Origin of the sequence: Psychrobacter sp. 5A.1 (assembly GCF_030407455.1) — a bacterium.
Lineage (GTDB): Bacteria > Pseudomonadota > Gammaproteobacteria > Pseudomonadales > Moraxellaceae > Psychrobacter.
In genome coordinates, this window is record NZ_JASDDJ010000007.1 from 36,642 (window position 1) to 48,628 (window position 11,987).

Consider the following 11,987-nt stretch of genomic DNA (forward strand, 5'->3'; position numbering starts at 1 on the left):
CCAATGCTATGACTATTTTTGGCTACCAACGAATGGTTTTAAAATACTTTTCCAACCAATATAGTGACTGGACGCATCCGCTGTTATATATAGATATCAGAGCTTTTTATGAGAGGGTTAAACGGCAGCGATACTGAAACCGTTACCCCAAAAAATCATAAAGCCCCAAAATAGAAATACTAAAATAGCGATAATCATCAATGACTGGAGCACTAAACGTAGACCCGCTGCGCTTGAGCCTAGTTTGCCCGTCGTAATATAGTCAGTAAATACTGTCCACATTCCAACCCACGCATGACCAGCTAGTGCCAGTACGGCAACCAAACTGAATAGACGCATCGGTAGGCTGGTCATAAATGATGACCATTCAACGAAAGTGACATCGCCATGGGTCAAAAAGAAGCCCAGCAATACCACACTATAAACGGCTAAAACAACAGCACTAATACGCTGAATAATCCAATCACGTGAGCCTGAACCTGTCAGACCTGTAGCACTTTTGATTCCTGAATCATTTTTAATCATTAGAACATCACCCATACAAATGACGCGACAACTAAAATCGCTGCTATCACAAAACTGACCATAGAGGCAGTGCGGCCAGATTTTAGCTCTTCGTTCATGCCCATATCAGCAAATAAATGTTTGATACCCATCACAAAATGATATGCAATGGCGGCAACAAAGATCCATGCCAAAAAGCGCACAAGTACGTTGTCAAATACAGTCGCAAAACTCTCAGGCGACGCCAATGAGTTTTGTAGTATCCACAGCATGACAGGAATCAATAAAAATAAAATAATGCCAGAGATACGATGCAAGATAGAGGCGATCGCAATCGGTGAGCGATTAACGCTAATCACTTGGCTTAAAGGCAGATCAATAGGTCGGTTGCTTTTCACAGCGGGCATCCTTTTTGCGGTTATACTCCTGTATCTGCTATCAACGCTTGACATAAATGGTGTCAATTAAGCATCGAGCAACACACGAGACGAATAAAGTAAGGAAGAGCTAGCTGACTTCGTTTAGTTTGTGCTAAATATGAAGAAAGGATCATGTATAAAAGGTATTGATAAACTGTCCAATGTCGCTTTTTGAGCTGACAGGCCTATCAAACAACCCATCTATTATACAACAAAGAGAATAAACATGAGTAAGATCGACTAACCAGTCTATTTTTATTGGTCGTATGAATAGCAAGACAACGTTACTATGTCGGCTACATCAAAGCGGATCTTGTGCTAAACACTGAAGAATCGTGCTGAGCATTTAAAAAACAGAACAGTTAAAGAGCACTCAAACCATAGAATGCGGTTTGGTCTATCGAGACACCAGACAATCGTAAATAAGCATGAATAGAGAAAGCTCTAGACGACACTATATCATGACCACTTATCAATTCGCACAAAGCTAGGGCCAGTTAATTCCTACAATTATAAAATGACTGAGCAATAATTACAAATTTATCCCTTTTGTAAGCATACAGACACCTTTATCGCCCAAATAAATAGAGGCAAGTCATCATGATTTTTATCAGTCATTATTGTGACAAACTTTCAGTCACTCGCTGGGCATGCGCTGTCTGTTTTTGACTCTATTGTTGGTGAGTTTTTTGTTTTGACCATATCCAGACATCGAAAACATTAGCCTAACAATGATGCTGTAAACTTTCTAACTCCGCTAAGGATTTTCAGTAAAATAACCAACCAGACATATTTTGATACAAATATTACAGTGAATAACCACCGCTAAACCGCTTCAATCGGACACATGGTCCATAAAAGTTTTTTCAAATCATCAAGAATTGCTGCTAATATACCCTGCGTACTAAATGAGTTAAGCGCATTTTTACCGTTTAACCGACAATGACGCGAGGGTGAGCGTCTGTAGTAATTTTATTCTAACAAGTTAAATCAATGGAGAGCAATTTATGGCTGATACTAATGCCAAACTAACCGTGAATGGTGAAGAATACGAACTTCCTATTATTAAAGGTACTTTAGGGCGCCCAGTTATCGATATTGCTGCTTTACAAGAATCAGGATTTTGGTCATATGACCCTGGTTTTAAAGTAACTGCTCCTGTTGAATCAAAGATTACTTATATTGATGGTGGCAAAGGCGAGCTACTACACCGCGGCTATCCTATTGACGAGCTAGCGAACAACGCTGAATATCTAGAAGTGGCTTATGCACTGATTCATGGTGATTTACCAAACGCTGAGCAAAAAGCTGATTTCTTTGAAAAAATCCGTAAACACACGGGCGTTCATGATCAACTGCGTAAATTCTTTGAAGGCTTCCGCCGTGACGCGCATCCAATGGCTATTATGGTTGGTGTCGTTGGTGCGTTATCAGCGTTCTATCATGAAGACCTAGATGTCAGCAATGAAGACCATCGTGAAATCACGGCTATCCGTCTGATTGCTAAGATGCCAACGCTTGCTGCAATGAGTTATAAATACTCACAAGGCGAACCATTCATGTATCCGCGTAATGACTTTAACTACGCAGAAAACTTCTTATACATGATGTTTGCGACGCCTGCTGATGTTGATTATAAAACCAACGATGTCATTACTCGTGCAATGGACAAAATCTTTACTTTGCATGCTGACCATGAGCAAAACGCTTCAACGTCTACTGTACGTTTGGCTGGCTCTACTGGCGCAAACCCTTATGCCTGTATCGCTGCTGGCATCGCTGCATTATGGGGCCCATCACATGGCGGCGCGAACGAAGCCGTTCTTGAGATGCTAGATGAAATCGGTACTGTTGAGAACGTGCCTGAATTCATGGAAAAAGTGAAGAGCCGTGAAGTGAAGCTAATGGGCTTTGGCCACCGTGTTTACAAAAACTTCGATCCACGCGCTCAAGTAATGAAAGAGACGTGTGACGAAGTATTAGAAGCACTAGGCATCAACGATCCTAAGCTTGAATTGGCGATGGCACTAGAGAAAATTGCGCTAGAAGATCCGTTCTTCATCGAGCGTAACCTATATCCAAACGTTGATTTCTACTCTGGTATCATCTTGAAAGCCATCGGTATCCCAACGTCAATGTTTACCGTAATCTTTGCATTGGCTCGTACCTCAGGTTGGATCAGCCATTGGTTAGAAATGCACAGTGCACCGTTCAAAATCGGTCGCCCACGTCAGTTATACACTGGTGAAACGCGCCGCGAGTTTGTAAAAGTTGAAGAGCGCAAGTAAGCGAAAACAGTCTTTATTCAATAAAAAATCCCGCCATCGTGCGGGATTTTTATTGTCTTAATTTTTTTATTCAACACGCCCTAGTCAGTTATTGAAACTCTTTTAACGTTTGCTCATATTTGGCGATCTGCTCATCATAGCCTTCGATAGTTTCATTGAACTTAGCCATCAGTGCTTCAAACTCTTGTTGCTGCTTCTGTTTCATTTGCTGCATATCGACCACTTGCTGGGCTTCTATTTGCTCCCATACCTGATGCTGAATGATTAAACGGGCAAGCGCTGGACTTTTTGCGCTTACTCGTCCAGCAATCTCTGCATGTTCAAACAGCTGCGGTACCAAGGTCGCCATATTGATTAATGTATCAGAATCCTCTGCACTAAGCGGTGTTGTCACCGGTTGATATAAAGCGTCCATCGTTTGCTGATAGCGCTCTATTATTTGATCCTCGGTCAACATAACAGGTTTACGCGGTTCAAGACTGATGCGTTTTAATACCGTTAAATCACGCTCACCAACTTCTGTACTGGTATTGATATCGATGGCTGTATCTGAGTTCGTTACCTTCGCGGTGTCTGCTAAAGCTGCTGAATTAGCAGTGTCTATCGATTCAGAACTCGTATCATTGACACCAACTACAGATGCGGTCTCACTCTTTGCTGTTTCGTTATTACTATCCACGCGGGCACTAGTATTATCAGTAGCATCATCCAGTAATAAAAGATCCTCACTGTCGGATGCATCTGCCGCTTGCAATGATTCATACTCTGCTTGCAATCGTCGCTGTAGACTTTGGGCTTGTGCGACATATATCGGCTGAAATTGCGCTATGCGTGCGGCCGCTGAGTCACCTTTTGACATAGGCTGACTGTCTTCTACACTGGTTTTTTCACTGGTTTGATTTTCATCAGGCACAGGCTGTGTATTAGAGGACGGCTGACAACCCGTCAAAAACAGCACCCCTGTCAATGCGGCTACAAGCAATGTGGATGGGTAACAAGTATCAATATCAGGCTTTACTGGCAAAAATTTAAACATGAGAGTGCATATCCTTTGGTAAAGCAAACGTATTAACAGTTAAATTATGACTGCCATTCATCATTCATTGATTTTCAAGTGAGATGGTAGGTGAGTTATTAGCAGGTGTCGCCTCGACGATAGACTGTACTGTCAAAAACGGAATACAATCTTCTAAATCTCGGCAGTCTTGCCCTCGCTGACGACGCACAAAGTAATCTTGAACCATGCGAGCCTGCTGCTCGATACCATATTTAAAAAATGATTTGCCTACTTCTAGCACGTAATCATAACGTCGGTCGATAACCGCACCACGTACGACTTTCAATCCATGCTGTAATTGCCATACATGCGTTAGCTCATGTATCAGCCAGCTTTGTTTGCCTAAAGGAGCATCGCTAAAATCATCAATCCAATCGGCTGCGTTAAAGTAAATATTACCATTGGGGCTAACGGCATAGTGCTTTAGTACCCACCACGCTGTCTTCAATTGCACGTCATCGAGTCTGATACTGTCACCGAATACTGAATGGGCCAATCCACTCTCGCCAGCGGTCAAAAAACGTGACGGTGGCTTGTTTAAGCGACTGCGCACATATCGAGCAAAAAACCTCTTGGGAACGGATTCAGACATTATTAGCGCAATACCTTGTGATTTATCATAGGGTGTGTTGAATAAAATACTTATCAACGCGGTTTAACCCTTAATAGCGTTCGAAGACCCAAAATCAAAGTAGCTAAGACATAAGCTGTACACTTGGTTAGCTTTCATTAACATACTTTTGCGTTAGCCTAGCGTGTATGGCCTATAACAAGTACTATCCTTATAAACTAGCCTATTTTTACGGCTCATGTCTAATATTTATTAGTGCGAATTTATTAGTGCGAAAATCATGCCAAACAGGCAAGAGTGTTCAATTTCCAGAATAATGATGATTGTGGGATCGTGTGTCGATATTTAGATTCGACGATAAAAACCCGTCGCTCACGGCCGTTGTAGCTAGTAGCTAGCTTTTTAATTTTTAATAGAGAGTCTTATGCCACCTAACTTTCATGCTGATACTCCACTTGCTCAGCGTATGCGCCCCACCTCTCTCAATGCCATTATCGGTCAAGAGCATTTACTGGCCGCAGGTGCACCTTTGCGACGTTTGGTAGAACAAGGGCATTTGCCATCGATTATTTTGCATGGGGAAGCGGGTATTGGTAAAACAACCATTGCTATGCTGCTAGCAGATGCCGTTGGGCGTCCCTTTCATGCGCTGTCCGCGTTGAATACTGGAGTCAAACAGCTACGCGAAGTCCTAGACGCTAAAGACTCACTGGTATTTGAGTCACCTGTGGTGTTCATCGACGAGATTCATCGTTTTAATAAAGCGCAACAAGATGCACTACTGGGCGCAGTAGAGTCTGGCGATATCACTTTGATTGGTGCTACTACGGAGAACCCATCATTTAGCGTCAACAACGCTCTACTATCACGTTGTCAAGTTTATCGCTTAGAGCCGTTAACACCTGAGCAGATAGGCGCAGTGCTGCAACGAGCCCTTTCGGAAGACAACGTACTAAAAGAACTAACCGTCGACTTGCAAGCAAAAGATACCATCAGTCAGCTGGCTCATGGTGATGCTAGAAAGGCGTTAAATTTACTAGAGCTAGCGATTCAAACAGCTGATGCCAAACAGTCGCCAGTGATTATTGATGATGGATTGGTCAGCCGAGTGGCACAGACTGCTTTGGTAAGATATGACAAAGATGGTGAGCAGCATTACGATATTGTCTCAGCAATGATAAAGTCAGTCCGTGGCTCCGATCCGGATGCAGCTTTGTATTGGATGGCACGTATGCTCGTAGGCGGTGAGCCTGCTGATTTTATTGCGCGGCGCTTGGTGATTTTGGCCAGTGAAGATATCGGTAATGCCAACCCTAATGCCCTACTGTTGGCTGATGCCGCATTGCGAAGTGTGCAATCAATCGGCATGCCTGAGGCACGTATTATCTTAGGGCAAGTGGTGGTCTATCTGGCGACCAGTGCCAAAAGTAATAGTACGTATAAAGCGATCAATGCTGCGATGGCGTTGGCTGAAAAAGATGCCTCACCTGTACCGCTACATCTACGCAATGGCGTGACCAAACTGATGCGTAGTCAAGGCTACGGTCAGGACTATGTCTATCCTCACGATTATCCCAACCACTACTATCCGCAGTCTTATTTACCAGAAAATTTAATCGGCACACGCTTTTATGAGTTTGCAGACAATCAACGAGAGCAGCACAGCAAACAATTTATGGATTGGCTAAAAACCCAAGCGCCGAGTAATGACTAACCATGCATGACACGGCTCGGTTCATTATCTAATATGCGCTTTAATGCACAAATAGTAGCGGTCATTGATAATACTTATCGCTGTTTTTGACAGGCTAGCCCATATAGTTTAGAGATGGGGCAGCACATTGGGCTGAAAAGCGTTAAAATGTCCTCATATTGATATATAAGTAATGATTAAATAACGCCTATAGTGGAACGATTTGCGCCAGCGCATTTTGCGTAACCGTAACAGCACGCTGTGACGGCGACTGCTACAATAGACAGATAACCCTTTATATTTCAAACCACCCCTATTTATAAATAATAAAATATTGAGACTTACTATGAGTTTAAATGCGATTCCTGAGATTATCGAAGACATTCGTGCTGGAAAAATGGTCATCTTGATGGATGATGAAGACCGCGAAAACGAAGGTGACATCATCATGGCAGCGACGCATGTCCGCCCTGAAGATATTAATTTTATGATCACTCACGCGCGCGGCTTGGTTTGTTTGACCTTGTCACAAGCGCGTTGCCAGCAATTGGCGCTACCGCTGATGTCAGATCGTAATGAGGCAAAGTTTAGCACCAACTTTACTGTGTCTATTGAAGCGGCTGAAGGCGTCACGACAGGTATTTCTGCTGCTGATCGCGCACGTACCATTCAAGCGGCAGTTTCTGCTACTGCTAAAGCTGAAGACATCGTTCAGCCTGGACATATTTTTCCAATTATGGCACAAAACGGCGGAGTTCTTCACCGTGCAGGCCACACAGAAGCGGGTTGTGATTTAGCACGTTTAGCAGGTCTAGAGCCTGCAGCGGTGATTGTCGAAATCATCAATGCAGATGGGACGATGGCGCGTCGTGATGATCTTGAGATATTTGCAAAAGAACATGACATCAAGATAGGCACGATTGCTGATCTTATCAACTATCGTATTGCCAATGAGCAAACCGTAGAAGAAATCGAGTCACGTCCTTTTGAGACTGAACATGGTACGTTCACCTTGCATCGTTTCCGCGAGTTTGGTGCTGATGAGACTCATTTAGCGTTGGTCAAAGGCGATGTCAGCGAAGGCGTCAGTACGGTACGTGTACATGGTTTTCACCCATTGCGTGATTTATTTGCGGCTAAAAATGATATGACGGGTCGTAGTGGCTGGAGCGTACAAGCGGCACTAAAAGAAATTAGCGCCTCAGATCGCGGTGTATTGGTTTGGATTGGTAACAATCAACCCGTTGATTTAGGGGATGCCTTAGATAAAGCTGCAGACAATGAATCACAATCAATGCTCACTCAACAGCCGTATCGTAGCGTTGGTGTTGGCGCACAAATATTACGTCATTTAGGGGTTCGTGATATGCGCTTATTATCATCGCCAATGAAGTTTTATGCATTGTCAGGTTTTGATCTAAACGTGGTCGATTTCGTTCATGCACCGCAACAAGACTAATATCTGTTTGCACCATTGAGTGAAAAATCAATGATAAAAAAGGCACGCTAGCGTAATATTAGCGTGCCTTTTTTGTTTTTAACTATCGACTTTCAACGCACAAGAGTTTCTTTAAAAAACCTGATAATCACTTCATATAGAAATCAGCTTAACACTCAGGCGTATGGCCAAATTTTGCTTCCAGTGCTAGTAGTCGCTGACGCTTTTCTGTTGTCCATGGCAATTTACCTTTCCCATTACTATCAAGACGTACGACGACTGCCTCTGCCGTAGCAACGATGATCTCTTGCGCGGTACTATAGTAACTATACTCCATCGCCATGCTGGTATTGCCTAAACGCTTGCAGCGGACGCCTAATAATAAAGTGTCTGGATAGGTGACTGGGCGTAAATACTGGCAGCTCGATTGTGCCAAGACCGTGACCATACTGCCATCAAACATACCTAATGCTTGCAAATAGCCAATGCGCGCTGACTCAGAATAACGATAATAAACCACATTGTTCAGATGATTAAAGGCATCCATCTCACCCCATTGTATAGGCTGATGATGAATCACAGGATAATGAGCCAATACTTCAGGGCGGTTTTCATTTTCGGCTTTAAACATAGCTGTTGCGTTTTCATTAGAATGGGTCATAACTTACCTTGCTTTTTATATTTTCTGTATTAACTATTGTGACTAGCTTTCGTTAACGTTGCGGCTTATCTAAGATTTCTGTCGTCAATAATGGGGTTGGTTTTGGCGCATGGGCAATCAGTTGGTTTAGCCATACAATTACTTCTGGTATGTCACTAGGTGCATTCATCACTTCTAAGTTATTTTGTCCATCCATTGATTTTTTGTCGGCTTGCACAATGCCAATCGCGCCCGCTTGTACTGGCTTTTTATTGTCGCTTGCTGAGGCTTTAGGTATCAATGTTTTTAACTGTTTACGGGCTTGCGCCAGATAACTGATGAGCTGATCTTGCTTACGCATATTGCTGGCTTGGGTCGCCAAATTCAATGTCATGATGACTTCATGAATGGTGAGTTGGTGGCGCGTTAATGTCGAATCACTGATAGTGGATTTGTTAGTGAGTTTATTCGTTGCCGCGTCTACCAGTTTTCGCTGCTGTAAATCAGCACTTTCATAGCTTCCGAGACGCTCATGACTATGCAAAAACTCTTGAATATTTTGAATCGCAAGGTTTTGTATTTGCCATGGGCTTGGTTGTGAGCTTTGCGCCTGCAAGCGCTCAATGTCTTTGAGCAAACTTTGCTTAATAACGATGGTTAAGGCGGGCGCAATCTCGTTGCTGCTTTGCGACAATTGCCAATGTAAACCTCGCAGTAGCTCTATCGCTGCACTGTCATTACTATCCGCCAAGAGCCTATCGGCGGCTTTTATTTGAATACGCAGTAAGTCCAGCTGATTTTGAGCTTGGTTATTGGCTTTGACTCGAGGCTCTGGCAACGTCTGCTGACTCATGGCAAACAAACGATCATCCATCTCGTTGAGTCGGCTGATGACTTGCTCATTACTCTGTAAGCGCTCATTGACGCTATGCTGAAAACGCTGCTGGCTAATATACAGCCATAATAAAGCGGCGATAAGTAATAAGATGACCAACCACTGCAGGCGCAACAAAAGCATATTTGCTTGTCGGCGCTGCTGAGTAGCAGAAAGCTCCTCAGGTAACGATTCAGGATTCATTGACATAAGGCAGTACCGTTATTGGTATAGGTAAACGTGTTTCAAGCAAATAAAAAAACGTAGGGTATTATGCGTTGGTGCTAATGGCTGAAAGAATAGTCTCTGGTGCCAAATCTTCCACACGCCAATGGTTTAACTGTTGCTCAGCGACCATATTGGCTAAGCGTTCACCCAATACGACGTAGGAAAAATCTGTTAGGGTCAGTGGTAGGGTTTGTTCTGTATCAAGCATGGTGTGAGTGCCTTGCTTTTTTTCTAGCGGCTTTGGTTGTCCGTCTTCAACGATACTTGACCAATGCTCAAAAGCCGCCGCGCTACTGATTACCACAACTGGCTTTGGCGGCTTTGATGGTGCTATCTCTGAGCTCACATCGTGCGTCAGAAACGTGTGTCGCCACTGCTGATACTGAGCCACCGCATCGATAGGCATCGTGCGCTCATACCACGCAATACTATCACTATGAACACCGCGTGCCTGTAATGTATCGACTAATAATCGTCGTCCACCAAGCCCGCGCCATATCAATAGCTTATCGCCTGCCTGTAGTTTTTTAATGTCAGGCATGGCTAGCATACCTTCATTATTGGCAATCTCAGGCTGTCGCACCTGATGCTCTAACTCATGAGCAAAGGTATTATTTAAGACAGCCGCCGTCGCCTCACCAACTGCAATGATATGGCTTGGTGGTTTTAAAGGTGCATCTACTTGATCATTTTCGTCATCTCGTACTTGATTCTCATGCTCCAGCCTTTGCCAAACGGCCAAACCTGCCGCTGCCGCCGTTGGGCTAACGATAACCAGTGCGTTGTACTCACCTGCCAACCATTGACGCATCAGTACGATGTCATGATCCGTCGTTGGACGTGGTTGTAACGTCAGCATTGGTATCTCGACCACGCTCAAACCTGCGGCTTTTAGGTGCTGCGTCAACGGTGCTGCTCGCTCTATTGGACGAGTGTTGATAACAATTTTTGGCATTACTTTTGACCCCTCACTAGCGTGGTTCTTGTGAATGGGTACAGGGGTGGCGTGGATTGACGTTGATGACATAGGTGTACCATGACAAAAGACTGATGGAGTGAGCTTGGTCATAGACCCACATAAGCAATCGCTGATCTATGACAAAAGTAATAGGGTCTGTTATTCAGGCTGATAAATCGCTGATAAGATATCTCCAGCACCCTCAGCGAGTAGCATTTCTGCGACATCGATACCCAGCTGATTGGCCTGTGTTTCTTGCTCATTCTGTGTGCCGACCAATGTCACTCGTTTGTCTGCTTTTAATAGCTCGCTACCATCCGCTTGACCCACTCGACCACGTAGCCACAATACATTGCCGCTGTCGTTGTTGCCATTATCACCATTGTCGTCATTATTGATACTGGTTTCATCGGCCATTTGCAAAACCGCATAAGCAGCGATTGGTACTTGGCAACCACCTTCCAAATGACGGTTCAGCGCGCGCTCAGCAATCAGTCGAATACGGGCTTTGTCATCATTGAGCGGTGCTAACAGCTTGAGCACTTCATCATCACCTTCACGGCATTCAATCGCCAAAGCGCCTTGTCCAACAGCAGGTAAGCAAGCTGCGATATCAAGCTCACCGCGTATTCTCTCGTCCAGTTCAATACGCTGCAATCCGCTGGTCGCTAAAATAATGGCATCATACTCACCAGCATCTAACTTACTTAGACGAGTGCCGACGTTGCCGCGCAAAGTTTTGATTTGCAGGTCAGGTCGATAGGCTTTGATCTGGCATTGACGACGTAAACTTGACGTCCCAACGACCGCACCCTGTGGTAGCTCATCAATACTACTATAAGTGTTTGAGACAAAAGCATCTGTTGGTGAAGCGCGTTTACAGTAGACACCTAATGTGAGGCCTTCGGGAAGCTGCATCGGCACATCTTTTAGCGAATGCACTGCTATATCTGCTTGTTTGTCATACAGCGCTTGTTCAAGCTCTTTTACAAACAATCCCTTACCACCGATTTTAGCCAAAGGTGTGTCCAATATCTTGTCACCCTTAGTGACAATTTTTAGTAAGTTGATCGTCAGCTCAGGATACAATGCCAATAAACGATCACGAATATGCTCTGCCTGCCATAATGCCAATGGGCTTTGACGTGTGGCGATGTTTAGAGTGGTCAAAACAGCTTGCTGTGGATTGCTCATAAAGGGCCTCAATAAGTTCGATATTAATATTGTAGTGGCTATAGTCCTAATGTCAGTACTATTCATATTTATACTGATTAATGTCGATATTACTCGATAGGGCAAGTTTGCCAAAGAATAGGC

At 44.0% G+C, this 11,987-nt stretch carries 11 protein-coding genes; 3 read left to right on the forward strand and 8 right to left on the reverse strand.

Features of this window, described 5'->3' with window-relative positions:
• Positions 1-117: 117 nt before the first annotated feature.
• Both sdhD and sdhC read right to left on the reverse strand, forming a co-directional pair.
• Positions 118-522, reverse strand: coding sequence for a succinate dehydrogenase, hydrophobic membrane anchor protein (gene sdhD, locus QL982_RS02830; RefSeq protein WP_290162705.1), 405 nt, complete (start codon positions 520-522; stop codon positions 118-120).
• 2 nt (positions 523-524) lie between these two features.
• Positions 525-911, reverse strand: coding sequence for a succinate dehydrogenase, cytochrome b556 subunit (sdhC, locus tag QL982_RS02835; RefSeq protein WP_082624524.1), 387 nt, complete (start codon positions 909-911; stop codon positions 525-527).
• 1,019 nt (positions 912-1,930) lie between these two features.
• On the opposite strand from sdhC, the gene gltA reads away from it, so the two are divergent.
• On the forward strand, positions 1,931-3,211 hold the full coding sequence (gene gltA / locus QL982_RS02840) for a citrate synthase (RefSeq protein ID WP_290162646.1): 1,281 nt from the start codon (positions 1,931-1,933) through the stop codon (positions 3,209-3,211).
• An 88-nt stretch (positions 3,212-3,299) separates the two neighbouring features.
• Here gltA and QL982_RS02845 read toward each other — a convergent pair whose 3' ends face one another.
• Both QL982_RS02845 and QL982_RS02850 read right to left on the reverse strand, forming a co-directional pair.
• On the reverse strand, positions 3,300-4,247 hold the full coding sequence (locus QL982_RS02845) for a hypothetical protein (RefSeq protein ID WP_290190154.1): 948 nt from the start codon (positions 4,245-4,247) through the stop codon (positions 3,300-3,302).
• A gap of 64 nt (positions 4,248-4,311) precedes the next feature.
• The gene (locus QL982_RS02850; RefSeq protein ID WP_290190155.1) at positions 4,312-4,860 is read right to left on the reverse strand and encodes a type IV secretion protein Rhs; all 549 of its coding nucleotides are present in this window, start codon (positions 4,858-4,860) and stop codon (positions 4,312-4,314) included.
• Positions 4,861-5,263: 403 nt separating this feature from the next.
• Between QL982_RS02850 and QL982_RS02855 the strand changes: the two genes are divergently transcribed.
• Positions 5,264-6,553, forward strand: a complete 1,290-nt coding sequence (locus QL982_RS02855; protein WP_290190156.1) for a replication-associated recombination protein A — start codon at positions 5,264-5,266, stop codon at positions 6,551-6,553.
• A 325-nt stretch (positions 6,554-6,878) separates the two neighbouring features.
• Positions 6,879-7,991, forward strand: coding sequence for a bifunctional 3,4-dihydroxy-2-butanone-4-phosphate synthase/GTP cyclohydrolase II (ribBA, locus tag QL982_RS02860; protein WP_290190157.1), 1,113 nt, complete (start codon positions 6,879-6,881; stop codon positions 7,989-7,991).
• Positions 7,992-8,139: 148 nt separating this feature from the next.
• Here the strand turns inward: ribBA and QL982_RS02865 are convergent, their stop codons facing one another.
• The 4 genes from QL982_RS02865 to hemC form a co-directional block, all read right to left on the reverse strand.
• A complete protein-coding gene (locus QL982_RS02865) occupies positions 8,140-8,631 on the reverse strand; it encodes an acyl-CoA thioesterase (RefSeq protein WP_290190158.1) in 492 nt (163 codons plus the stop codon).
• A gap of 52 nt (positions 8,632-8,683) precedes the next feature.
• Complete coding sequence (locus QL982_RS02870) at positions 8,684-9,694, reverse strand: hypothetical protein (RefSeq protein ID WP_290162633.1); 1,011 nt, start codon at positions 9,692-9,694, stop codon at positions 8,684-8,686.
• A 61-nt stretch (positions 9,695-9,755) separates the two neighbouring features.
• Positions 9,756-10,781, reverse strand: coding sequence for a uroporphyrinogen-III synthase (locus QL982_RS02875; protein ID WP_290162631.1), 1,026 nt, complete (start codon positions 10,779-10,781; stop codon positions 9,756-9,758).
• 48 nt (positions 10,782-10,829) lie between these two features.
• On the reverse strand, positions 10,830-11,864 hold the full coding sequence (hemC, locus tag QL982_RS02880; protein ID WP_290162630.1) for a hydroxymethylbilane synthase: 1,035 nt from the start codon (positions 11,862-11,864) through the stop codon (positions 10,830-10,832).
• Positions 11,865-11,987 lie beyond the last annotated feature (123 nt).

Coding starts and splice junctions, on each gene's coding strand:
- sdhC (WP_082624524.1), bottom strand. CDS start 911: ATGCCCGCTGTGAAAAGCAACCGACCTATTGATCTGCCTTTAAGCCAA.
- gltA (WP_290162646.1), top strand. CDS start 1,931: ATGGCTGATACTAATGCCAAACTAACCGTGAATGGTGAAGAATACGAA.
- QL982_RS02845 (WP_290190154.1), bottom strand. CDS start 4,247: ATGTTTAAATTTTTGCCAGTAAAGCCTGATATTGATACTTGTTACCCA.
- QL982_RS02850 (WP_290190155.1), bottom strand. CDS start 4,860: ATGTCTGAATCCGTTCCCAAGAGGTTTTTTGCTCGATATGTGCGCAGT.
- QL982_RS02855 (WP_290190156.1), top strand. CDS start 5,264: ATGCCACCTAACTTTCATGCTGATACTCCACTTGCTCAGCGTATGCGC.
- ribBA (WP_290190157.1), top strand. CDS start 6,879: ATGAGTTTAAATGCGATTCCTGAGATTATCGAAGACATTCGTGCTGGA.
- QL982_RS02865 (WP_290190158.1), bottom strand. CDS start 8,631: ATGACCCATTCTAATGAAAACGCAACAGCTATGTTTAAAGCCGAAAAT.
- QL982_RS02870 (WP_290162633.1), bottom strand. CDS start 9,694: ATGTCAATGAATCCTGAATCGTTACCTGAGGAGCTTTCTGCTACTCAG.
- QL982_RS02875 (WP_290162631.1), bottom strand. CDS start 10,781: ATGACCAAGCTCACTCCATCAGTCTTTTGTCATGGTACACCTATGTCA.
- hemC (WP_290162630.1), bottom strand. CDS start 11,864: ATGAGCAATCCACAGCAAGCTGTTTTGACCACTCTAAACATCGCCACA.